Consider the following 22,841-nt stretch of genomic DNA (forward strand, 5'->3'; position numbering starts at 1 on the left):
TCGCTCTTCCCGGTGAAGGATTACCACTCTGGAAGGGGCAGCCGATGTTTCCGCTTCTTCAGATTCGTATAGATGAGCTTCCCGTTATCCCTGAGCAACTGAAGGACGTGGCACTCCTGGTGCTCTTTCACAATATTGAAAGCCATCCATTTGATAAACCTCATGGTGAAGGTTGGCTCATACGAGAATATGCCACCCTTGAAGGGCTTGAGTTATTGCCTGCGACAGACACGCCTTATCGCGCATTTCCGGTTCGATGGATAGGCGTTAATGATGATGCGCCGGGATGGGAAGATGCCTGGGATATTATCGACCTTTCTGACGTAAACGATGATCAGGAGGCAAGTGACCGCTTCCATGATGATTTTAAACGCTACAGGGGAACCAAGGTCGGAGGATACCCGATGGAGATACAACATGGCGTGGGGATAGAAGACTTTGTCTTTCAGGTGGGATCAGAGGAAAAGGTCAACTGGATGTGGGCGGATAATGGTATCGGCTATTTTCACAAATCACCGGAGGGACTTTGGACGTTTTCGTGTCAGTTTTACTGAGCATACAACGTTAGCGTCTTGCTTCAGGTGGATTCTCCGTGCCACCGTCCCAACTCATTCATAAGAGACAGTGCATGTCTGCTACGGATTTATCAAAAATGGGCACCGCGAAAGTAATGCTGAGTGTAAGTGACTGCGGGCATAAAGTGATTGAAAAATGTCCTGTCGGAGAGGTGGAGTACAGCTTTTATCAGTACGCTGCAACGAAGCTTAATCAGGCTGGCATTGTTACCCCAATGCTCTTTTCCGCTGATGCCCCTTTACGCAAGTTAATACTGGAATATATTCCTGAAAAGGTTGAACAGAACGATGTCGCAGGTGACGACGCCATCGCTATGTTGGCACGCTTGCATGGTTTCCCCGCAAATTCTGAATGGATTTACCACAGCCACTCGTGGTCAGAACTGGCGCTCGAAAAGTCCCTCATGCTTTTAGCGTTACCAGATAAAAGTACGCAGCAATTTCGGCTATTTCAGGAATGTAGTGATGTTTTGTTCGCTTACCCAAGCCTAATCTCTGGCGATAGCAATGCTGGCAATTGGGGAAGAAGAGAAAACGGTGATTTGGTTCTTTTCGACTGGGAACGATTTGGAAAAGGGAGTCCTGCGATCGATCTTGCCCCTCTGATAAAAGGGATGGGTTCGAAGCTAATGTTTACTGATATTGCTGAACGCTATTGCCAGTTCTCTTTCCATCATGACCGTAATGCGTTAGCGAGAGAAATTGCCATTGCCAAAGCATGGATTGTCACCGAAGTCATTGTGCTACTTAATGAGCGGCAAAACGCAGACTTTCCTTTATATCTCGACTGGTACAGGGAACATCTTCCTGGCTGGTTAAATGATGTCATCACGATGCTATGAATGATCATCTTCAGGCTTCATCGACATATTGAGTAGACAATATTCGATGTTGCCTGTCTTTCTTACATGTAAATGGCACTAACGGAAAGATGTCGCTCCGCCTCCCCATGCTATATCTCCACCAACACATAATCACTACAAACGGAGACATGAAGATGCTGAGAGGTAAAAGAGCCGTCATTACTGGCGGCGGCGGGGGATTTGGACAGGCGTTGTGCGTGTGGTTGGCACGAGAAGGCGTCGAGGTGGATTTTTGCGCGCGGCGCGCTGATGATATTCAAAACACCTGCAGCATCATCACTGCTGAAGGCGGCATGGCAAAAGGGTATCTCTGTGATTTAACCCAACCTGATTCCATTTCTCAGTTTTCTTCACAGCTGTTAACGTCAGACAAGCCTGTAGACATTTTAATCCTCAATGCTGCTCAGTGGTTGTCAGGAAGGTTTGACGATCAGCCAGACACAGAAATTATCAATACCATCAGTTCAGGTCTGACGGGTTCGATTCTCTTGACTCAGGCATTACTGCCCGGATTAAGACGTTCAGCCAGCGCTGATATCATCTCGATTATCTCTACCTGTGGGATCCCGAATTTCACCGATTCAATTGCGCATCCCGCTTTTTTCGCCAGTAAACATGGGCTGAGCGGGTTTATAACGAAACTGTCGCGGCAAATGTCTGAAGAAAACATACGTGTTACTGGTCTGTATCCACCCGATTTCGAAAATACCGGATTAGAGCCAGCTTTTGATGATCAATCCAGAATGGGGGACGGTCTGCTGAACGGGCGCTCGGTCTGGGAAACCATTCGTTTTGTACTGATGCAACCTCGCAGTTGCCATATCAGCCACATCTATTTTCAAGGCCCAACGCGCGAAGATCTGGTTAGCAGGGGCTGAATTGATTGACGTTGATGTGATAAGTACGTGCACGTCGCGCACACAGCCAACCCTCACCATCCACGCCAGTACCCGCAGCGTGTTACACTTCCTCACTTTCATCATCTACACGACAGGGAAGCGATGATAAATAAAATTCTGGTCAGTGCGTGCCTGATGGGGTTCAGGGTGCGTTATAACGGCAGCGAAAAAGCGAAGGCGATGGCGCAACTCTCCCGCTGGCAAGCGGAGCAGCGGTTAGTGATCCACTGTCCTGAACTGGCTGCCGGGTTGCCGGTGCCCCGACCACCAGCAGAGATTTTGTCGGCCGACGGTCGGGATGTCATGCGCGGGCAGGCCAGAATCATTGAGAATACGGGCCAGGATGTCACCGAGCACTATCAGCTTGCCGCCTGGCTGGCGCTACGTACCGCACAGGAGCATGGCTGTCGCGCGGCGCTGCTCACGGATGGCAGCCCAACCTGCGGGAGCCAGCATATCTATGATGGTTCTTTTAGCGGCGTGCGCAACACGGGGATGGGTGTCGCGGCAGCATTACTCGCTGAACATGGGATCGCGGTATTCTCAGAAACGCAGCTTCCGGAATTGATGCGCTGGATTGACGAAAGAGAAAAGCCCGTATGCTGAACGCGAATGAACAAGCCTGACGTCTTAACCAGAGTAAGAGAGTCGATATCCACTTCCCATACGGAGAACGCGCGCAAAACCTTGCGGCCCGATATGCATTCCCGCAACGAGCAGATTTTCCCTGACCGCGCGTTCCAGCACCTCTTTGCGCGTTGCTTCGGCCTGTGCAGGATCCGCGTCAAAGGCGATGCGAACCTCCGGCAGGGCAGACTGTATATGCGGGTAGTGGACAATATCTCCCCATATCAGTAAGTCCTTGTCATGCGAGTGAATGAGAAACCCGGTATGTCCGGGCGTGTGGCCGGGTAACCAGACCGGCAGGATCCCTTCGGTAACACTGTTCTCATCGAAAAAACGCACCTGTTTACTACACGCCTGTAACGTCTGGCGCACGAACCTGAAATTACGCGCTGCACGCGCATCGGCACTGTTTAGCGTGTTATCGTCCCACCAGTGTTCCGCTTCCAGAGGGTGAAGAAAAATATCTGCATGTTGATAGACAGGACGCTGTTCAGCATCCAGCAGACCACCAATATGGTCCGGATGACAGTGCGTTAATAAAACGGTATCCACCTCGTCAGGAACCACGCCAACCGCGGCGAGATGGGTGATAAGGTCACCCCCCACGTTGTTCACCCCACCTGCGCCAGCGTCAACCAGAATAATTCTCCCCCGGCCCCGGATGAGGTAGCCATTGATGTGAATATCGCCGGGTTCCGCGACGCCTGCATGCTCCTGGATTTCGTTTGCCGCTGCGTTTTCTATTCCTGAGAGCAAATCGAGACGAGCTGACAGAACGCCGTCACTGAGCGCGGTAATCTCAAAATCGCCAATCTGGCGTACCGGGAAGGTGGACTGAATCATCGCGTACTCCGCTGTTCTGGTTGCGTATTGATGCCTGAACGCTGCAACTGGGGTGTCAGTGGTTCGTAGAGATAGACCTCAGGAAGAGGCGAAGCCTGGATGGCAGTTTCACGAGGCAACACCCACGCAACGCGACGTTCCGGGGAACAATCCAGCCCCACGGCCTGCATGTCGATGGCCCTGTGTCCGGCAGGACTAACGAGATGAGTGCTTAACAGCAAAATTTGATCGCAGGAGAGAGCGGGCGCCGGATCTTCACAGGCATAGAGATTACGGTGCCAGTCAGTTATGCACCTCTGCCAGCGAGAAAAATTACCGCCGCCTTTCAGACGGTACTCTTCACTGTGCAAAACATCCGCGTTGGTAACGGTATGCAGGGCAAGATAAACCGGGCAGCCAGGCGTGATGGCCCGAAAACGCTGAGACGTCATAAATCCGGTCACGGAGAGAAGAGCGGGCAATTTCTCCTGACTATAAAACGTGCTCCACTCAGCTTCGCTTGGCGGATCGTTATACGAACATTCCACGATATAGAACATCACAACCTCTTCACTTAATGACTTTTCATCATGCTACAGGCTGTTTTTCGTGCTTTAAATCGATACTATGTCATGGTTCAGTGACATTAACTCATCGACTGCGCAGAATATGCGCGGCCTCAGGACCAGGCTTAATGCGCAAAAAGATACCCAGTAGCGCCTCTTTGCAGGCTTTTGTTGCCGCTGCCAGGCATGGTAATTTTGCCCGGGCTGCAGAGGAGCTCTTTCTGACGGAAGGGGCGATTAGCCGCCAGATTGCACGTCTGGAATCGCTGTTAAACTGCAAACTGTTTGACCGTACCGGGAGCCGCGTAAAGCTGAATCCTGCTGGCGCGCGCTATGCTCATCATGTACGTGAAACTCTTGAGCGGCTCGAAAGGGAGACTCAGGACATCATGGGCATGCAGGAGGGGATTCAGAGTCTGGATATTGCCGTGCTGCCGACGTTTTGCAGCCGCTGGCTCATTCCCCGCCTGAGCCGCTTTACCTCGCAGTTCCCTGAGATCTCAGTCAATCTTGCGGCCAGAACGGATCCGTTTATTTTGCCCGGGAGCGGCTTTGATGCCGTCGTTCATTTTCAACATCCCGCCTGGGCCGGGATGCGACTGCAGCCGTTGTTTGAGGAAAAACTGGTGCCGGTGTGTCATCCTGCACTGTTAATGGATAAGGAACCCGGTGAGCAACTCAATGCACTTGCGCGGATCCATCGCCGGCAGAATCCGGATGCGTGGCATCGCTATGCGTTGGAAAGCGGGATCAGTCTTGATAACCCGTCTCAGGGCGTACGGTACGATCTTCATGAAATGGCGATCGCTGCTGTGCTGGCAGGTCACGGCGTCGCATTGATACCACGCATGTATATCGAAAACGAACTACGCAGCGGCATGCTGGTTTCGCCATGGCCTGCCTCAGAAAGGTTAATTAAGACATTCTGTTTCATTAAACCGGCGGAAACGGGAATCAATGACGCGGCGTTAGTGACGTTTGAACGCTGGCTGCTGGCTGAAATCACTACGCCTGCCAGTCACTCAAGATGAAGCTCTGGTTTCGGCCGCCATCCTGTAAAGGGGAATTATGTCCTTACCACCACTCTATGCCCTGCGCGCCTTTGAAGTCGCTGCGCGAGTAAACTCCTTCAGTAAAGCCGCTGAGGTGCTCAATATTACGCCGGGCGCGGTCAGCAGACATGTCCGCACCCTGGAAATGTGGTTCGACTGTGAGCTGTTCAAACGGCAGGGGCCGAGAGTGGAGATCAGTGAGGCGGGGCGTGTTCTGGCCGGGCAGCTTCACGAAGGGTTCAGGAGTATCGAGTGGGCCTGTCGGGCTTTCAGAAGTGAAAACCACCTGTTGCGGCTGAAGGCACCCAGTACGCTCACCATGAGATGGTTGCTTAACGTCCTGCGATCGTTTCGTGAACATCATGAAAAACCCAACGTTGAAATAGCCAGCGTCTGGATGGACATCGATACCGTTGATTTCACGCGAGAGCCCTATGATTGCGCGATCCTGCTGGGCAACGGCCATTTTGGCGAGTCAACGGAGAGCCGATTGCTTTTCAGTGAATGGCTTATTCCGGTCTGTACCCCCGCTTTACTGGAATCTGCCCGAGAGCAACTTTCGCAGTGCGATCTGATCCATCCTTCCCCGGACAGACGCGACTGGCGGCGGTGGCTGAGAAGGACGGGGTTATTCCCCGGGCTTGATATGAGTCGCGGAGCGGTTTTCGACACCCTTGAACAGGGGAGTAGTGCCGCCATGAACGGCCATGGCGTCGCGATTGCCGACCTGCTGCTTTCGCTTGACGCGCTGAATAGCGGCCTGCTTGCGCTGCCTTTCAAAGAAGCCATCGCCACCGGAGACGGTTATTACATTGTCTGGCCGAAAAATTCACTCAGGAAAAAGAGTATTGAATGTCTGCTGGACTGGCTTGACCTGCATGCCCCGGTCATTCCTTCTCTTGATATCATCTGTCTGGAATACGACGAGCATCGGCTGTAGTTATCAAAAGCAGGATATGCCGCGGGCGTATCCTGCCCTATAAACTTCAGGCGTAAGGAATATTTGCCATTTTTTTATACCTTTCCGGCAATGCACCGTTCAGGTTGAGAAGTTTATCGAGAATAGCGATCGCAGGCGTATTGTTTGCGCGCTCTGAATCTACTATCGCTGCACGCAATATAGTGGCAGCCGACGTGACGTTCTGAAAGTACGCCTCGGACTCGGGTGTTTGTAATTCACCTGAAAGGGCGTAACGCACCAGCGGCCATCCTGAAAAATCCAGTACGGGAAGGGGCTCACCTTCTTTTGGCAGATTAGCGGCGAGCAACGCTTCAGCTTGCATGGGGTCGTTGTGAGCGGCACACAGAATGTGAAGGCGATGCACAAAGGCCGCAAGGGTGACATCGTTCTCTTTTTCTGCTGACAGCGATTCCAGCAGTGCCGATAAATTGGCGCCGGATGAATATTCATCTAGTGAGACCAGCTTCATTAAATGAAATATAACGTCAAGCGTCATGTTTGCTCCCTGAACATTTATCAATTTTGAAGGATGATATTTCAGGGACGTCGCGTTTGAAAAACGACAAATAGTGAGAATCAATGTGAGTTTAACTCAACATCACAAAAAGGCCCCGTCAGGGGCCCGATCTTGATTAACCACAACGGGATCAGAAGCGGTATTGCAGACCCGCGGTAATGGTATAGTTGCGGTTTGAAATACCGGCAGCATCTCCGCCAATAGAGCCCGATTCGCCAGTATTGGTATCAATAATCTGCGTACCGCCTTTACCTTCTTCGTAACTGCTATAGGTAAATTCTGCGAACACTTTGGCGTTCGGCGTGACGTAATAACCTGCGTCAACCGACGCACCGTAATAGCGGGAATCAGAGGTCTTCTCACGGAAGGTCAGATCGCGCATATAGTGCTCGTCGTTGTCATGCGCGCGTACCCAGTCACTGAATTTAAACAGGGCATTGAATTCAAAATCATTGAAACGGTACTGACCCGCCAGACCAATATACGGCATGGAGAAGCGCTGGCTATAGCCAATACCGCGTTCACCTGCCGGGAAGTTGCCCGTATTGGTGCCGTTATCATAATTATAAGAGCCACCGGTCGCCGTCCAGCTGAAGCGCGTTTCCTGATAACCTGCGGTTACGCCAGCTTTATAGTTATCGCCCTGGAAGATCCAGCCTTTAACGTTGAGATCGTATTCATTGGCGTAATTGACGTTGGTCGCAGGATGGGATGAATGGTCTGTCCAGGAGGATTGTTTTGCATTCATCCAGTCGTAGTCATCCATATGACCCGAGCCTGATGCCAGAGACGTCCAGCCGCGGGCGTTCAGTGTCAAAAATGAATAAGCATCCCAGGAAATATCGCCTTTCAGAATGGCGACATTTTTGATTTTCCAGTCGAGCTGGCTGATTTTTCTTCCTGTGACTTCGTCGTACACCATTTCATGGGATTTTCCGCTCAGCATCCCGGCAGAGGCTGAAACCGATAAACTTTCCGGTGAAAAATCCGGTATGGCTTGTGCGGATCCTGCATATACTGCCCCTGAAAACGCGGCCATCATCATTCCGGCAACAATATTTTTTGTCATTTTAATTTCCCTAAATCAAATTTTATCAATGCCTTGCAGACAAATCTTAAAAGTCATACAAATAAGAATCAACTGCCAGTTTTGGTATTTTTTTTATTATTTGACCCAAGGAGCGATATTTAACTTTGGGCCGCCTCAGTGAGGCGGCGAAAGGTGGGATGAATAAACATTGAGTCGGTGCAAAATAGCTGTCGGTAATTAAAAATGCACTCCCGGATGTAATAAACTTAACGTATTCTCCCCGTTAATTTGAAACGCTACTCGCAGGACGGATCCTGAACCAGATCGCATACATCGCCGGCAGGAAGACAAGGGTGATGATCGTTCCGCCCAGCGTCCCGCCAATCAGCGTATAGGCCAGCGTCCCCCAGAATACGGAATGGGTCAGCGGTATGAATGCCAGCACGGCGGCCAGGGCTGTCAGTAACACCGGCCGTGCCCGCTGGACGGTTGCTTCGACTACCGCATCGAACGGGGCGAGACCTTCTTTCTGGTTATGCGTAATCTGCCCGATAAGGATCAATGTATTTCGCATAAGAATGCCCGAAAGCGCAATCAACCCGACAAGTGCATTGATCCCAAAAGGTTGATTGAACAGCAGCAGCGTGGGAACCACGCCGACCAGACCCAGCGGGGCAGTCAGAAAAACCATCACCATCGCGGAGAGAGATCGCACCTGCACAATGATGATCAGTAACGTCAGGGCAATCATTATCGGGAACAACGGCACCATGGCCTGTGTGGCTTTACCTGATTCCTCAATTGAGCCTGCCATCTCAATGCGGTATCCGGGCGGGAGCGTATCAATGATCGGTTTTAGCTGTTTCATGATCGCCACCGACACATCCGGTGGCTGAAGATTGTCGGCGATATCTCCGCGCACGGTAATGGTGGGCGTGCGGTCGCGACGACGCAGGAGCGGATCTTCCATTTTGACCTCAATCTGACCGATTTGCGACAGCGGCACCCGCTGTCCCGCACTGCCAACCAGGGTAAACCCGTCGATCTTCGCCGGATCAAGACGAATATCGCCCGCAGCGCGTCCTGTTACTTGTACAGCGCGAATATCTTCACGCACGGCAGTAATTGGTACACCCGATAACAGGAACTGGAGCTGCTGAGCCACGCTATTTGAGGTCAAGCCGGTAGCCTGCAGACGGTTCTGATCGAGGGTGAAATGGAGTGTGGGCACCCGTGAACCCCAGTCGGTGTTGACGGTTCTCATCATCGGGCTGGCCTGCAGAACGCCTTTAACCTTATCGGCGATGTCGCGAAGCGTATCGACATCGGGCCCCATCACACGCCAGGCAACCGGGAAGGGGGAGTAGGGGCCAAACACCAGTTGTGTGACACGCACGCGCGCTTCCGGCGCAAGTCCACCGGCGACCGCTTCCCGGAGCCGGAACTTGAGCGCCTCGCGTGACGTCTGGCTGTCCGTCATCACCACGATTTTCGCAAAAGAGGGATCGGGTAATTCAGGTGCCATGGCCAGGTAAAAACGTGGTGAACCCTGCCCGACGTAGGCGGTCACGATGCTGGCTTCCTGCTGCTGTTTTAACCACGCTTCGATTTTCGCCGTTGCGGCGCTGGTCTGCTCAATTGAGGTGCCATAAGGCATCTGCACTTCCACCAGCACTTCAGGGCGGTCGGACGTTGGGAAAAACTGTTTTTTTACCAGTCCCATACCCACTACGGCCAGTGTAAAAATGAAGACCACGGAACCGGCCACGATCCACTTTCTGGCAATTACCCGGGCCAGCAGCTGGCGAAAACGGTTATAGCGCGGGGTGTTATAGATGGCGGCATGGCCCCCTTCGACTTTGGCGATATCTGGCAGGATCTTAACGCCAAGATAGGGCGTGAACACCACCGCAACCAGCCAGGAGGCAATCAGGGCGATGCCGACAATCCAGAACATATTGCTGGTGTATTCCCCGGCGGTCGACTGGGCGAACCCGTTTGGCATAAAGCCAATCGCCGTCACGAGGGTACCGGCCAGCATGGGGGCGGCGGTATGGCTCCAGGCGTAAGCGGAGGCTTTGATTCGGTCGTAGGCTTCCTCCATTTTCACTACCATCATTTCAATGGCGATAATGGCATCATCAACCAGTAAACCCAGAGCAAGGATCAGTGAGCCCAGCGTTACGCGGTCAAAGTTTATCCCCGCCGCCTCCATCACCACGAAGACGACTGCCAGCGTCAGGGGAACCGCCGCCGCGACGACCACGCCCACGCGCCAGCCCATGCTGACAAAGCACACCACCATCACCACAAGCAGGGCGACGAAGAATTTGATCATAAATTCATCCACCGACGAGCGGATATTCACGGACTGATCGGTGACTTTGGTCAGGGTCATTCCCAGCGGCAGGTTTTCGTTGATCTTAGCCGTTTCGGCATCCAGCGCTTTCCCCAGCGCCAGACCGTTCCAGCCCTCCCGCATCACAATACCTAACAGCAGCGCCGGTTCACGCTGGTTACGGATCTGCAGCGTGGGAGGATCTTCATAACCGCGTTCAACCGTTGCCACATCAGACAGCCTGAGCGTTTTACCCTGAGCGACCAGCGGCGTATCGCGGATCTTCTGCAACGTATCAAAAGCACCATCAAGGCGAATAAAGATCTGTGCACCCTGTGTTTCTATGGAGCCTGCTGGCGTGAGAACGTTCTGACTGTTCAGCGCGTTGAAAATATCCTGCGGCGCCAGCCCCATCGTTGCCAGACGGTCATGAGAGAGGGCGATATAAATCCGCTCGGCCTGTTCGCCGATGATGTTCACTTTTTTGACGCCAGGCACATGCAGGAGTTGCTGGCGCAGGCTTTCAGCATCACGCACCAGCAGACGCTGCGGTTCACCCTTTGCCTTTAGCGCAAAGAGGGCAAAGGTGACATCCGCAAACTCGTCATTGATCATCGGGCCCATCACGCCCGCCGGGAGATTTTTGCTCTCATCGCCAAGCTTTTTGCGCGCCTGATAGAACTCTTCCTGCACCTCGGAGGGGGGCGTCATGTCCTGTAAGGAGAGGGTGATAAACGCCATGCCCGGGCGGGTATAGGTTTCGGTACGGTCATACCACTTGAGTTCCTGCAGCCGTTTTTCCAGCGGTTCAGCAACCTGATCCTGCATTTCCTGTGCGGTTGCGCCGGGCCAGACGGTAATCACCGTCATTTGCTTTACCGTGAAGGGCGGATCTTCAGCCCGTCCCAGTCCAAAGAAGGCGTAAATACCGGCAAGCGTCACCAGAATAATCAGAAACAGCGTGATGGCACGCTCGCGCACGGCAAGCGCTGAGAGGTTGAAGCGTCCGTCGCTCATGGCTGACTCCCCGCCAGAGCCGTACCGCGTTGTTCAGCCAGACGGACAGCTTCACCGTCATGCAGAAGATGCGCGCCCAACGCCACAATTTTCTCGCCCGGCTTGACGCCGCCCGTCACCTGCGCGGCATCGTCGCTCACACTCAGCACGTTGACGGGCTGCCACATCACTTTTGCAGGTTGCGCGGAGATCCGCCACACGCCGGGCCCTTTGCCTGCATCGTACAGAGATGCCAGCGGAACCTGCATTACCTGACGTTCAGCATTTTGTTCGATATACAGGGTGACGGTCGCACCCAGCGGCGCGTTAGCCAGCGAGCCTTCCAGCACATAGCGTGCTTCATAAGTGCGGGTGGTGGTATCGGCTGCATCAGAGAGCAGGCGCAGTGTCGCGGTAACAGGCTGTGCCTCGCTGCCATAACGCGTTGCCAACGCTTCACTACCGACGGCAGGGCGCAATGTCTCTGGCAACTGGACGAGCGCCTCGCGTTGCCCTGAGCGGGCCAGTCTGATCACCGCCTGACCCGCACTGACCACCTGCCCGGGTTCTGCAAGCGTCTCCATGACCACGCCGTCGGAATCGGCCAGCAGCACGGCATAGCCGGTCGCATTTTGCGCGACGGTGGCCTGAGCGCGTGCGGCACTGAGTTCAGCTCTGGCGGCATCCGCCGCCGCTTTTATCTGGTCATACTCCGAGGCAGAGACAGCACCTGTTGCCACCAGGCCGCGATAGCGCGCCTCATCGCTGGTGGCTTTTCTCGCCCTGGCCTGGGCGGCATCCACCGCCTGCTGCTGTGCTTGTGCCTGTAACTTCAGGTCAACCGGATCCAGACGCATTAACGGCTGGCCCTGCTTAACGGTCTGCCCCGTATCAACAAGGCGTTCAAGGATTTTGCCCTGAACCCGGAAACCGAGATCGCTTTGCGTTCTGGCAACGACCACACCCGTAAACGCGCGGGACGCATCGTTCGCCGGTTCAACGGAGGCGGATCTGACAAGCGGTGGCTGGGTGCGCGGATCGTCGGTGGCGGGGTTATCACCGCATGCCACCAGGGCGAAAGGGAGGAGGCAAACGGCAAAACGGGCGGAATGAAGCCTGAGCATGGGGAAACCTTATCGTATCAAAGGACGGTTTCCGCATTCTCAGACTAGTGACCAATAAAGTCAATGGTCACAAATCAGGGGGCCAGGCTTCGTAAAATCAGGGAAGGGAGGAGGAGTGCTGCGGTCGGGGCGGTTTCGAGGTTATATTGCAACTGCACGGGGTTGATGAAAGGGCACATCACCATGTATATGGCGTAGGTCACCTCATCCAGGGGCGTTTTTCTTTCGAACTCCCCGCTTTGGCGGCCTTCAACAATGATGCTTTCAATCAGTTTCATCAGGCTCTCGGTATACCGCTCGGTAGACGGCCACTTATCCCGCGCGGCAACGGCGGCGATATCATAAAGTTTACGATCGTGGAAAAAGAGTTCGCTGCCAGCCTCGGTTAACGCCCGGAAAAGGCGGCGCATTTTTTCACTGGCCGACGGCGCGTCGGCGATGGCTGTTTCCACTGCCGTCATGATCAGCGCCAGGCGGTTAGCGCAGATAACCTCGCCAATTGCCTGTTTGGAATCGAAAAATTTATAGATATAGGCTTTTGAAAAACCGATGGATTTAGCCAGTTCTGCCACGGTGGTTTTTTCATAGCCGTAATGGCCGAAGTGCTCAAAAGCCGCTTCGACGATTTGCTCGCGGACAGAGTGGTCAAGAGGACCACGCGTGGATGGGGTGTTCATATTTTTCGTCATTGTTTCAGCTTAGCGCGACGGGCATCAGTTGACAATGAGTGACCATAATATGATTTGGTCACTCTTTTAATCATGTATCTTTCAGTGCTGTGAGCCAGAGTGTATCACTCTTTGCCCGGAGTTATTGCACAAGCCCGGAGAGATGAAAAATCCTATAACCCCAGATCGCTCAGGGACGGGTGATCGTCCGGGCGTCTGCCCAGCGGCCAGTGAAAGAGCCGTTCAGATCCCTTGATGGGCATATCGTTGATGCAGGCAAAACGCCGCTTCATGAGGCCGTCCGGCTCGAACTCCCAGTTTTCATTGCCGTAAGAGCGGAACCAGTTACCTGAATCATCATGCCATTCATAGGCATAGCGCACGGCGATGCGGTTGTCGGTAAATGCCCAAAGCTCTTTTATCAGGCGATAATCCAGCTCTTTCTTCCATTTCCGCTCAAGGAACGCCTGCGCCTCCGCGCGGTTCGTGGCGAACTCCGCACGGTTACGCCACTGCGTGTCCAGCGAATAGGCCAGTGCGATTTTTGCCGGGTCGCGGCTATTCCAGCCATCTTCTGCCAGCCTGACTTTTTCAATGGCGCTTTCACGGGTAAACGGCGGTAAAGGGGGGCGTGTGTTCATCTCGGCTACCTCGGTTGATAGTATGTAGACAGGTCTGTCTACTTGCGTTAATCTATGCCTGTAAATACCGTCTGTCAACACACTGTTTGAGGCCAGATAAGCGTGAATACTCTCACTACGAATAACGATCAAAAAGTCAGCGTCAGGGATAAAATATTACTCACCGCGCACGAACTCTTTTATTCCACCGGGTTCAGAGCAACGGGCGTTGATACGCTTATCAAACAGGCAAAAGTGACTAAAGTGACGTTTTATCGCCATTTCCCGAGTAAGAGTTTGCTTATTCTTGCCTATCTGCAATATCGGCACGAGCTGTGGATTACCTGGTTTGAAACCACGCTTCGACAATATCTCGAAGAGGGGCGGGCTGCATCGGACGCATTAGCTGCAACGCTTAACGGGTGGTTTATTTCCCCGTTGTTTCATGGCTGTGCGTTTATTAATGCCAGCGCAGAAGCAAAATCAGAAGACAATGAAAGTGAAATAAAAGCCATTTGCCGCAACCATAAATCTGAAACCCGGGAAAAAATTGCCTCCCTCACCGGTATTGCCGATGAGGCTATTAACACGCAGATTTTAATGCTGATAGACGGTGCCATCATACATGCGCAAATGGGTATGGATACCAAAGAGGTGGTCAGTCAGTTGCGAAGGGGACTTGAAGCGCTGATACCGCGCTAATTACGGCTTTGCGTGCGCAGCCAAACCTCGGGAATGGCTGCGCCGTACGATTCAGATCTTAGTGAGGCTTTGCAGGAAATCGTCCACCTGCTGAGGAGTGGCTGAATCGGCCTGATAGAGGATATCGAGCGTCACGTTTTTAAGGCCACAGAAGCCAAACACCCCTTCAACAATCTGGGTCTGAATGGCACCGGAATAACCGTGTTTATCGAACCCGGCCAGATCGCTGCCCGCCGTTGCGACCAGGCGCACGGGCACATCACGTAAATTACCCACGATGCGACCATCTTCAGCCACTTTATAGGCCCAGTTTACGGTCAGCACCCGATCAAACCAGCCTTTCAGAAGGGCGGGAACGGACCACCAGTAAATCGGGAAGACAAATACCAGCATATCCGCGCGCTCGACACGCTGCTGCTCGCGCAGCACCTCGTCCGGCAGCGCGCGGGCATCGCCGTGGTAGAGGTCAAGGTCGGGACGAATCATGGTCGGGGAAAAACCTTCGGCATGCAGATCGGCTATTTCAACCTGCGTACCCTGTTCCTGTAACTTCCCGGCAATTCGCTGCGCGAGGGATTGGGATAACGAATTTTCGACCGGGTGAGCCGTCACGATCAGGGCAGTATTGATGACGTTTGATGCAGACATAGAGACCTCAACAGGGTGAGTGAAGATGTCTCTATGTTACTATTGGTAACTTAACTGTCAATCTGGCAGGGCACTCATTTTGTGCTGTCCAGATAGGTATTGAGGACGCCGGTCATCGCGCCGCTGAGCATCTCTTCCGCAACGTTACGCGCGAGGATCCCATTTCCGGCAGCCGTACTGAGCGCATCCGCGGCCCCAATAATGGCCGTCAGGGCCGCTTCACCTGTTACCCCTTGCAGCACAATAAAAGGGGCAAGCGCCATCCGCAGGCAGTCTGCGCAGTCGGCCACGCAGGCCTCGCGGAAAATCTGCAGCGCCCGCGAGCCGGACAGAGCCGCCGCTATGGGGCCCGTTTCGGGGCCCGCAGAGATCGCGCAGTCGATATACGCGGCGCTGAAAAAACGGATCGTCTGTGCCAGCGTTTTATTGTCTCTGTTCAACGTCTCGCGAAATTTCTTAAGCTGCCTGTCGCTGAAGTCCTGGTAGAGTGCCATCAGCAGCCCTTCACGATCGCCAAAATGATCGTAAGGAATGGGTTTGGTGACGTTGGCGCGCTCGGCCAGGAAACCCAGCGTAAGGGCCTCAGTGCCTTGCTGGCGCACAATTCCGCGCGCGACTTCCAGCAGCTGTGCGCGGCGTTCTTCTTTTCTTAAGCGCTTAACAACCATCTTTTCCTCAAATCAGTTAACTACTAAAGGTAGTTTACACGCCTTACTGAACGGATGAGAAGCTCATTGCGCGGCTTTTTCCTGCTGAGCCATGTCGAGCACGCTGGCGCTTGCCGGGTCGAACAGCGCAAGGCTCTCAATCTGGTTGAGCATAATCACCTTTCTGAAATCCATCGCACTTCTGGGCTCAGAGTCGAGGGTGATGTCATGCCCGTCATACCATTTGCTGTAGTTATTTTCGATGCGAAAATTCATCGTCTGGCGATCGCGATAGCCACTCAGCATGGGAATAAGCACGATATTGGCCGTTTTCTCATATTCCAGCGTCGCCGTATGGATCATGCCGACATAGATACGCCCCGACCGTAGCGTCACCTGCGCCAGCTCGCCTTGCTCCATGCACTGATAAAGCAGTTGTTCAATCCCGCTCGCCTGCGCCAGGCGCTTATAGAGCTTTTTCCTGCCTTCACCGTCCAGTCGGGCGCTGCCCGCCCAGTTTGAGCGGTAAAGACAAAACAGGATGGCGAAGGCCAGCATCACCACTACGGGCGCCTGGATGCCCAGGAAACTCCAGTTCATAAAGTCCATTTGCCAGTCGGCATAACGCTCTGACGTAAAGTGGAAGGTGTTGTCAGCCGCGGAGAGGGCGAGCAGCAGCAGCCAGAGCAGCCCGGTGGCGATCACGCCTTGCAGAACGAAGATCGAGCCGTAAAGGGCAACCAGAAAATAGACATCCCAGCCGAAGGATCGCTTGATTTTGAAGCGGGTAGAGAGGTCGCGGCTGGTGTACCAGTACCCGCAGACCATCAGCACCATAAATATCGCCGTTCCCATATTACGCCCTCTTTAACGCATTGACGTGGCGCAGAAAATCCTGGCGTACCTCGTTGCTTTTATAGTTCACCGAGGCATTACCATCCTGGTCGATGATAATCCGGTCGCCATCCTCAACGGCTTCAATGATTTCCTGCTGACTCATCACCTGAAGTAACGATTCCGGGCTGGAGAAAAGGGAGAGAAAGAAACGTCTCATCGCATGTCATCCTTATGAATAAAAAGAATAAGCCTGGAAGAGAACGGGGGAATTTACCTTAGGGTTAACCTGAAAAAAAAACCGATGGCGGTCAGCCCTTATTGCGCCTCAACTTCCGGCACGAAAGAAACTTGCCTAACTCACTGATAATTAAAATAATAAAAATATATTTCCGCACAAACTTGGACAAATAACTCGAATTGTGTAAGTTTTAATTATGCGCTTACGCTACGTTGTTTACCGCCAGGATGTGACCCATGAACCTTTTGCCTGACGTCATCAGTCGGTTTGTTGATTACTACACCGCGCTGGATTCCCAGCCGCCCTCGGCGCTGGCGGGGCTTTACCATCCCGATGCCACGCTTATCGATCCGTTTGGTGAACATAACGGCCTGTTCGCCCTGCAGCGCTATTTCACCCATCTGCTGGCGAATGTCGAACACTGTCGTTTCACGCTTGATTCCCCTTTGATTGGCGAGCATCGCTTTGTTGTCACCTGGGTCATGCACTGGTCGCACCCGCGCATTGCCGGTGGCGAGCCTCTGGAACTGCCTGGCTGCTCCGTGGTGGACGTAGAAAAGGATCTGATTATTCGCCAGCGGGACTACTACGATGCCGGAGAGATGATCTATGAACATCTGCCTTTGCTTGGCTGGGCGGTTCGCGGCGTGAAGCGGAGGGTGAAATCATGATGACGGTCCTGATTACCGGCGCCAGTTCAGGCATTGGGGCGGGGCTGGCACAATCTTTTGCCCGTGACGGTCACCATGTCATCGCCTGCGGGCGGGATCCGGCGCGTCTGGAAGCCCTGCATCAGCACAGTTCAAACATTACGGTACGCCTGTTCGATATGACAGACAGGGACGCCTGTCGCCAGGCGCTGACGGGCTGCGCGGCCGACCTGACAATCCTCTGTGCCGGAACCTGCGAATATCTGGAACATGGCGTGGTGGACGCCGCGCTGGTAGAGCGGGTGATGACCACTAACTTTCAGGGGCCTGTCAATTGCCTTGCCGCGCTGCAGCCACAGCTTGTGGCCGGTAACCGCGTGGTGCTGGTGAGCTCTATGGCTCACTGGCTGACGTTTCCACGCGCTGAAGCGTACGGTGCATCTAAAGCCGCGCTCACCTGGTTTGCGCAGAGCCTGCGTCTCGACTGGGAGCCAAAAGGGATTGCAGTCACCGTGGTATCGCCCGGTTTTGTCGACACCCCGCTGACCCGCAAAAATGATTTCGCCATGCCGGGCAGGGTGAGCGTTGAAGAGGCGGTAAAAGCCATTCGCCGTGGCCTGGAAAAAGGGAAAAACCACATCGCGTTTCCGGCGGGATTTGGTCTGACACTGCGGCTGCTTTCCGGGCTGCCAGCGTTCTTACAGCGTGCACTGCTGCGCAGGATGGTGCGCTCATGAAGATCGCCATAATCGGCAGCGGCATCGCCGGGTTGACCTGCGCCTGGCGGCTTGCCGGGCATCATGAGGTCACCCTGTTTGAAGCCGGTGCCACCCCCGGCGGCCATACCGCCACGGTTGACGTGCCGACGCCACGGGGTACCTACGCCATCGACACCGGTTTTATCGTCTACAACGACCGCACCTATCCGCGCTTTATGGGGCTGCTTAGCGAGCTGGGCATCAGCGGGCAAAAAACGCAGATGAGCTTCTCGGTACACAATCCGCAGAGTGGGCTGGAGTACAACGGCCACACCCTGACGACGCTCTTTGCACAACGTCGTAATCTGGTGAACCCGGCGTTCTGGCGTCTGCTTGGGGAGATTGTCCGTTTTAACCGCCTGGCGAAACAGGCGCTGAAAGAGGACGTGGAGCCCGGCGCGACGCTGCAAACGTTCCTGGAACAGCATCGCTTTACGCCGTTCTTTGCGCGTCATTATATTCTCCCGATGGGGGCGGCCATCTGGTCGTCGTCGCTACAGGAGATGAAACGTTTTCCGCTGCCGCTCTTTTTACGCTTCTTTGAGAATCATGGTCTGCTGGATATCACTCAGCGCCCGCAGTGGTACGTGGTGCCCGGCGGCTCACGGGAGTATATCCGCGCTATTCTGGCACAGCTGGGTGACCGGCTCACGCTGCACCTCAACGCGCCGGTGCAGCGGGTAAGCCGTGATGCACAGGGGGTCACCCTCCATCTTGAAGAATCGAGCCACCGTTTTGATCAGGTGATTTTTGCCTGTCACTCCGCCCAGGCGCTGGCCATCCTCGACGCACCTTCCGCCGCTGAGCAGGAGGTGCTGGGCGATATTGGCTGGCAGCGTAATGAGGTGGTACTGCACAGCGATCCGCGCTGGCTGCCGGTGCGTCAGCGCGCCTGGGCCAGCTGGAACTACCGCCTGAGCGACCAGGATCAGGCCAGCGCCTGCGTAACGTACAACATGAATATCTTGCAGGGGCTGCCCGCCGGTAGCCCGCTGTTCTGCGTCACCTTAAACCCGGAAACGCCAGTGGACGAACGCTTCGTGCTGCGGCGCTTTGTGTATGAACATCCACTGTTTAACCCGCAAAGCTGGCGGGCACAGGCGCGCCGCAGCGAAATCAACGGTCACCAGCGGAGCTGGTTCTGCGGCGCGTACTGGTACAACGGCTTTCATGAAGATGGCGTGCGCAGCGCGCTGGACGTCGTCAATGCGATAACAGCCGGGGAGGGAAAACGATGAACAGTTGCCTCTATCACGGCGTATTACGCCACCGCCGTCTCCAGCCGAAAACGCATGAGTTCAGCTACGGCGTCTTTATGGCCTGGCTCGATCTCGACGAACTGGAGATGTTGCCCACCGTTGGCGTGCGGCGCAACCGGTTTGCCGCCGCATCGTTCCATGATGCGGATTATCCGCTGGGCTCGCCGCTTAAAGAGAACGTGCTGAATCGGCTGGAAAGCCTGACCGGCGAACGTTCTGAGGGGCGGGTGATGCTCCTGACGCAGCTGCGCTACTTCGGCTTTCATTTTAATCCCGTCAATTTTTACTACTGCTATGACCCGGCAGAGACGCTGCGCTGGGTGCTGGCCGAAGTGCGCAATACGCCCTGGAACGAACGACATTATTACGCCGTCAATGGTCAGCACGCCCAGCCCACGGAGAAAGCCTTTCACGTTTCGCCGTTTAACCCTATGGACATGATTTACCACTGGCGCTTCAACAACCCGGATAACACGCTGCATATGCACATTGAAAATCATCAGGCGTCAAAGGTATTTGATGCCACGCTGGCGCTTCGCCGCGCGCCGCTGACCCGTCCGGCACTGCGTGGGCTGCTGCTGCGTATTCCGCTGATGACGCTCAAAACCGTTTTCGCGATTTACTGGCAGGCGCTGCGGCTGTGGCTTAAGCGCGTGCCTCTGTATAACCATCCTGTCAGCAGGAGTGAACGCTCATGACCGATCCTGTCTTTGCGCTTGAACCCGATATCCCGCGCAACGTTCGCGTCGCGCGCTGGCTGCTCTTTCGCGTGCTGAGCGGCCTTCGTGGCGGCTCGCTCACGCTGCGTGAAGGGGCGCAGACCTTTCATTTCGGTGAGCTGTCTGCCGCGCTGCATGCCGACGTTGAGATCCTCAGCCCGGGCGTCTACTGGCGCGTCCTGACCGGAGGCAGCCTGGCTGCCGCGGAAGCCTGGATGGACGGCGAATGGGAAACCACGCAGCTCACGCCGCTTCTGCAACTGCTTGCGCTAAACAGCCAGGTACTGGGGCGGCTCGAAAAAGGGTTCCGCCTGCTTGGCAGACCGCTGGAGCGGCTTCGCCACTGGACGCGGCGCAACTCCCGGGCGCAGGCGCGGGAAAACATTGCGGCACATTACGATCTGGGTAACGCGTTTTATGCCCATTTTCTGGACAAGGAGTTGCTCTATTCCAGCGCGCTGTTTAGCGGGGAGGAGCAAGATCTTGGCGACGCGCAGCGGGCGAAAATGGCGCGTCTGTGCGAACAGCTGGCGCTGAACCCCAGCGATCATCTGCTGGAGATTGGCACCGGCTGGGGGGCGATGGCGGAATACGCGGCCCGTCACTACGGCTGCCGGGTGACCACCACCACGCTGTCGCAGGAGCAGTATCGCTGGGCGACAGAGCGGATTGCCCGGGCCGGTCTGCAGGACCGCGTTGAGGTGTTGCTCTGCGACTATCGCGATTTAACCGGCGAGTATGACAAGCTGGTGTCGATTGAGATGATTGAAGCCGTCGGGCAACGCTATCTGCCAACGTTCTTCCGCACCTGTCAGGCGCGTCTGCGTCCGGGTGGGCGCATGGCGATTCAGGCCATCACCATTCAGGATCAGCGGTATCGCGACTACAGCAAAAGCGTGGATTTTATTCAGCGGTATATCTTCCCCGGCGGCTTTTTGCCGAGCATAACGGCGATGAATGCGCTGATGACGCGCCATACCGATTTTGTGGTACGCAACCTGTTTGATATGGGGCCGGACTACGCGCGCACGCTGGCGCACTGGCGTCAGCGCTTTCTCCATGCCTGGCAGGAGATTGAAAAACTGGGATTTGATGAGCGGTTTCGTCGGATGTGGCTCTATTACTTTGGCTACTGCGAAGCCGGGTTTAACGCCCGCACCATCAGCGTGGTGCAACTGACCGCCGAGCGCGTATGAAACGTTACGTGCAGGTTTTCGCCCTGGCTATCGCGTTCGATCTCTACTGGACGCTGGTGGTGCTGTTTCGCGAGCGCGGCCTGATTATCTGGTGCGTGCTGGCGATCTTCGCCTGCCTGATGTTGCCGCCTGCACACCGCGTTTATGCCATTCTGCTGGCACTCGCGGGCACTCTGCTGGATGCACTCTGGGCGCTGACGGGGCTGATCGCCTTCACCGGTGAATCGCTGATGCCCGTGTGGATGGTGGCGCTGTGGCTGATGTTTGCCACCGTCTGGACGCAGCTCACCTGCACCACAACGTTACCCGGCTGGATGCTGATGCTGCTGGCTTCCGTGGGCGGTCCGGTGGCGTATCTTATCGGTGAGCGGCTCGGTGCCATCACCTTTCTGGAGCCAGCCTTTATCGTCGTCAGCTGGATGGTGCCGGGCTGGCTGGTGCTGATGCTGTTTTACCACCTGCTGACAGGGAGGCAACAATGAGAGCCGCACTCCTGTTCCTCTGGCTCATCACCCTGACGCCTTTCGCCCAGGCAGCCGACTGGCTTGGCTGGCGTAAGGTGGGGGATGCCACGCTGACCTGGGGGCCTTTCACCGTTTATACCTCCCAGTTGCGCACCCCTGAAGGGCGCTACACCGGCAAGATGCAGGATCAGGCGCTCATTATCACCTACGCGCGTGACATCGACAGTGAAGACCTGGTCGAGGCAACCCGCGACCAGTGGCGAGCACAGGGGGTTTTGCAGCAGGAACCGCAGAGCGAAGCCTGGCTGCGGATGCTTGCCTCGCTGTGGCCGGATGTCGGGCCGGGAGCGCAGCTGGCGTTCGTGCTTAACGATAAGCAGGGACAGTTCTGGTACCGCGCGCCTGCCGCATCGGGCACTTTCAGACCCCTGGGGCCGCCTCAGTCGCAAGCGTTCAGCACCCGTTTTCTGGGGATCTGGCTTGATCCCCGCACGCAATACCCTGAGCTGCGTCAGCAGTTAATCGGAGGACAACAATGAAACGTTTTTTGATCATGGCGCTGGGTGTGACGATGTTGCTGGCAGGCTGCAGCACGGACGTGACGGAGTACCGCCAGCAGCAGCCGCGGCTTGATATATTCCACTATTTCCAGGGAAAAACGGAAGCGTGGGGGATGGTGCAGGATCGCAGCGGGAAGCAGATCCGCCGCTTCCACGTGGAGATTGCCGGGGACGTGATTGGCGACACGCTGACGCTGAATGAACATTTTGTCTACGACGATGGTGAAAAACAGCAGCGGGTATGGCATATCCGCCGCGTGGCGACCGATCGTTATGAGGGCACGGCGGGCGATATTGACGGCGTGGCGACGGGGCAGGCAGCGGGCAATGCCTTCAACTGGCGGTACAGCATGAACGTGAAGGCCAACGGCAGCACCTGGCTGCTGCACTTCGACGACTGGATGTACCTGCAGGATGGTACACACTTGTTTAATAAAACCGAGATGAAGAAATTTGGCGTCACCGTCGCCACGGTGACGCTGTTCTTTACCCGCAAGGCGTAACG

The 22,841-nt window shown here is 55.0% G+C and carries 27 protein-coding genes; 15 read left to right on the forward strand and 12 right to left on the reverse strand.

Translation table 11 applies throughout. The features are described 5' to 3' along the window. Positions 1-44: 44 nt before the first annotated feature. The 4 genes from ACMWKA_RS18860 to ACMWKA_RS18875 all read left to right on the forward strand — a co-directional run bounded on the left by ACMWKA_RS18860 (position 45) and on the right by ACMWKA_RS18875 (position 2,943). A complete protein-coding gene (locus ACMWKA_RS18860) occupies positions 45-554 on the forward strand; it encodes a DUF1963 domain-containing protein (protein WP_242465769.1) in 510 nt (169 codons plus the stop codon). A 74-nt stretch (positions 555-628) separates the two neighbouring features. Continuing rightward, entirely contained in the window at positions 629-1,417 is a 789-nt protein-coding gene (locus tag ACMWKA_RS18865) for a phosphotransferase (RefSeq protein WP_414760504.1), read from the forward strand. Positions 1,418-1,572: 155 nt separating this feature from the next. Continuing rightward, entirely contained in the window at positions 1,573-2,316 is a 744-nt protein-coding gene (locus ACMWKA_RS18870) for an SDR family oxidoreductase (RefSeq protein ID WP_013096733.1), read from the forward strand. Positions 2,317-2,439: 123 nt separating this feature from the next. Then, entirely contained in the window at positions 2,440-2,943 is a 504-nt protein-coding gene (locus tag ACMWKA_RS18875; protein WP_097533528.1) for a DUF523 domain-containing protein, read from the forward strand. A 24-nt stretch (positions 2,944-2,967) separates the two neighbouring features. Here ACMWKA_RS18875 and ACMWKA_RS18880 read toward each other — a convergent pair whose 3' ends face one another. Both ACMWKA_RS18880 and ACMWKA_RS18885 read right to left on the reverse strand, forming a co-directional pair. After that, entirely contained in the window at positions 2,968-3,807 is an 840-nt protein-coding gene (locus ACMWKA_RS18880) for an MBL fold metallo-hydrolase (protein WP_038980540.1), read from the reverse strand. Beyond that, on the reverse strand, positions 3,804-4,346 hold the full coding sequence (locus ACMWKA_RS18885) for a hypothetical protein (protein ID WP_058650343.1): 543 nt from the start codon (positions 4,344-4,346) through the stop codon (positions 3,804-3,806). Before ACMWKA_RS18885 ends, ACMWKA_RS18880 begins: the two co-directional genes overlap by 4 nt. Before the next feature lie 134 nt (positions 4,347-4,480). Between ACMWKA_RS18885 and ACMWKA_RS18890 the strand changes: the two genes are divergently transcribed. Both ACMWKA_RS18890 and ACMWKA_RS18895 read left to right on the forward strand, forming a co-directional pair. Further along, positions 4,481-5,383, forward strand: a complete 903-nt coding sequence (locus ACMWKA_RS18890; protein ID WP_414760505.1) for a LysR substrate-binding domain-containing protein — start codon at positions 4,481-4,483, stop codon at positions 5,381-5,383. 37 nt (positions 5,384-5,420) lie between these two features. After that, complete coding sequence (locus ACMWKA_RS18895) at positions 5,421-6,344, forward strand: LysR substrate-binding domain-containing protein (RefSeq protein WP_038419341.1); 924 nt, start codon at positions 5,421-5,423, stop codon at positions 6,342-6,344. A 46-nt stretch (positions 6,345-6,390) separates the two neighbouring features. Here ACMWKA_RS18895 and ACMWKA_RS18900 read toward each other — a convergent pair whose 3' ends face one another. From ACMWKA_RS18900 to ACMWKA_RS18925, 6 genes are all read right to left on the reverse strand, one after another. Further along, complete coding sequence (locus tag ACMWKA_RS18900; RefSeq protein ID WP_013096730.1) at positions 6,391-6,861, reverse strand: hypothetical protein; 471 nt, start codon at positions 6,859-6,861, stop codon at positions 6,391-6,393. Positions 6,862-7,012: 151 nt separating this feature from the next. Continuing rightward, entirely contained in the window at positions 7,013-7,951 is a 939-nt protein-coding gene (locus ACMWKA_RS18905) for an omptin family outer membrane protease (RefSeq protein ID WP_013096729.1), read from the reverse strand. A 244-nt stretch (positions 7,952-8,195) separates the two neighbouring features. Beyond that, positions 8,196-11,267, reverse strand: a complete 3,072-nt coding sequence (locus ACMWKA_RS18910) for an efflux RND transporter permease subunit (protein ID WP_414760506.1) — start codon at positions 11,265-11,267, stop codon at positions 8,196-8,198. Next, entirely contained in the window at positions 11,264-12,370 is a 1,107-nt protein-coding gene (locus ACMWKA_RS18915; RefSeq protein ID WP_038419345.1) for an efflux RND transporter periplasmic adaptor subunit, read from the reverse strand. The genes ACMWKA_RS18910 and ACMWKA_RS18915 overlap by 4 nt, the downstream gene beginning before the upstream one ends. A 74-nt stretch (positions 12,371-12,444) precedes the next feature. Continuing rightward, on the reverse strand, positions 12,445-13,059 hold the full coding sequence (locus tag ACMWKA_RS18920) for a TetR/AcrR family transcriptional regulator (RefSeq protein WP_014831802.1): 615 nt from the start codon (positions 13,057-13,059) through the stop codon (positions 12,445-12,447). A gap of 152 nt (positions 13,060-13,211) precedes the next feature. Next, positions 13,212-13,679, reverse strand: a complete 468-nt coding sequence (locus ACMWKA_RS18925; RefSeq protein WP_414760507.1) for a DUF1348 family protein — start codon at positions 13,677-13,679, stop codon at positions 13,212-13,214. Between the two features lie 102 nt (positions 13,680-13,781). Here ACMWKA_RS18925 and ACMWKA_RS18930 point away from each other — a divergent pair, with 102 nt between their 5' ends. Continuing rightward, complete coding sequence (locus ACMWKA_RS18930) at positions 13,782-14,360, forward strand: TetR/AcrR family transcriptional regulator (RefSeq protein WP_045901120.1); 579 nt, start codon at positions 13,782-13,784, stop codon at positions 14,358-14,360. Positions 14,361-14,411: 51 nt separating this feature from the next. Here ACMWKA_RS18930 and ACMWKA_RS18935 read toward each other — a convergent pair whose 3' ends face one another. The 4 genes from ACMWKA_RS18935 to ACMWKA_RS18950 all read right to left on the reverse strand — a co-directional run bounded on the left by ACMWKA_RS18935 (position 14,412) and on the right by ACMWKA_RS18950 (position 16,709). Further along, positions 14,412-15,008, reverse strand: coding sequence for an NAD(P)H-dependent oxidoreductase (locus ACMWKA_RS18935; protein WP_020688138.1), 597 nt, complete (start codon positions 15,006-15,008; stop codon positions 14,412-14,414). A 74-nt stretch (positions 15,009-15,082) separates the two neighbouring features. After that, positions 15,083-15,676, reverse strand: a complete 594-nt coding sequence (locus tag ACMWKA_RS18940; RefSeq protein ID WP_038419347.1) for a TetR/AcrR family transcriptional regulator — start codon at positions 15,674-15,676, stop codon at positions 15,083-15,085. A gap of 63 nt (positions 15,677-15,739) precedes the next feature. Then, positions 15,740-16,510 carry a hypothetical protein gene (locus tag ACMWKA_RS18945; RefSeq protein ID WP_029883111.1) on the reverse strand — a complete coding sequence of 257 codons (771 nt, stop codon included), beginning with the start codon at positions 16,508-16,510 and terminating at the stop codon, positions 15,740-15,742. Between the two features lies 1 nt (position 16,511). Next, positions 16,512-16,709 (reverse strand): hypothetical protein, encoded by a 198-nt coding sequence (locus tag ACMWKA_RS18950; protein WP_013096722.1) that lies wholly within the window; start codon positions 16,707-16,709, stop codon positions 16,512-16,514. A 257-nt stretch (positions 16,710-16,966) separates the two neighbouring features. Here ACMWKA_RS18950 and ACMWKA_RS18955 point away from each other — a divergent pair, with 257 nt between their 5' ends. Genes ACMWKA_RS18955 through ACMWKA_RS18990 form a run of 8 tightly spaced genes read left to right on the forward strand, consistent with a single transcriptional unit; the run spans position 16,967 to position 22,839 of the window. Beyond that, on the forward strand, positions 16,967-17,401 hold the full coding sequence (locus tag ACMWKA_RS18955; protein WP_414760508.1) for a nuclear transport factor 2 family protein: 435 nt from the start codon (positions 16,967-16,969) through the stop codon (positions 17,399-17,401). Then, positions 17,398-18,117: an SDR family NAD(P)-dependent oxidoreductase gene (locus ACMWKA_RS18960; protein WP_020688135.1), complete on the forward strand. Its 720-nt coding sequence runs from the start codon at positions 17,398-17,400 to the stop codon at positions 18,115-18,117. The genes ACMWKA_RS18955 and ACMWKA_RS18960 overlap by 4 nt, the downstream gene beginning before the upstream one ends. Continuing rightward, positions 18,114-19,376 carry an NAD(P)/FAD-dependent oxidoreductase gene (locus ACMWKA_RS18965; RefSeq protein WP_414760509.1) on the forward strand — a complete coding sequence of 421 codons (1,263 nt, stop codon included), beginning with the start codon at positions 18,114-18,116 and terminating at the stop codon, positions 19,374-19,376. The genes ACMWKA_RS18960 and ACMWKA_RS18965 overlap by 4 nt, the downstream gene beginning before the upstream one ends. After that, positions 19,373-20,095 carry a DUF1365 domain-containing protein gene (locus ACMWKA_RS18970; protein WP_414760510.1) on the forward strand — a complete coding sequence of 241 codons (723 nt, stop codon included), beginning with the start codon at positions 19,373-19,375 and terminating at the stop codon, positions 20,093-20,095. Before ACMWKA_RS18965 ends, ACMWKA_RS18970 begins: the two co-directional genes overlap by 4 nt. After that, positions 20,092-21,312, forward strand: a complete 1,221-nt coding sequence (locus ACMWKA_RS18975; protein ID WP_230135486.1) for an SAM-dependent methyltransferase — start codon at positions 20,092-20,094, stop codon at positions 21,310-21,312. The genes ACMWKA_RS18970 and ACMWKA_RS18975 overlap by 4 nt, the downstream gene beginning before the upstream one ends. Further along, positions 21,309-21,794: a DUF2878 domain-containing protein gene (locus ACMWKA_RS18980; protein ID WP_414760511.1), complete on the forward strand. Its 486-nt coding sequence runs from the start codon at positions 21,309-21,311 to the stop codon at positions 21,792-21,794. The genes ACMWKA_RS18975 and ACMWKA_RS18980 overlap by 4 nt, the downstream gene beginning before the upstream one ends. Then, entirely contained in the window at positions 21,791-22,315 is a 525-nt protein-coding gene (locus ACMWKA_RS18985) for a hypothetical protein (RefSeq protein ID WP_023621043.1), read from the forward strand. The genes ACMWKA_RS18980 and ACMWKA_RS18985 overlap by 4 nt, the downstream gene beginning before the upstream one ends. Beyond that, on the forward strand, positions 22,312-22,839 hold the full coding sequence (locus ACMWKA_RS18990; protein WP_020688129.1) for a DUF3833 domain-containing protein: 528 nt from the start codon (positions 22,312-22,314) through the stop codon (positions 22,837-22,839). Before ACMWKA_RS18985 ends, ACMWKA_RS18990 begins: the two co-directional genes overlap by 4 nt. The last annotated feature ends 2 nt before the right edge of the window (positions 22,840-22,841 follow it).

This window comes from Enterobacter sp. 03-F-07-AD-ECC (genome assembly GCF_047530935.1).
In the GTDB taxonomy this organism is placed as follows: domain Bacteria; phylum Pseudomonadota; class Gammaproteobacteria; order Enterobacterales; family Enterobacteriaceae; genus Enterobacter; species Enterobacter cloacae.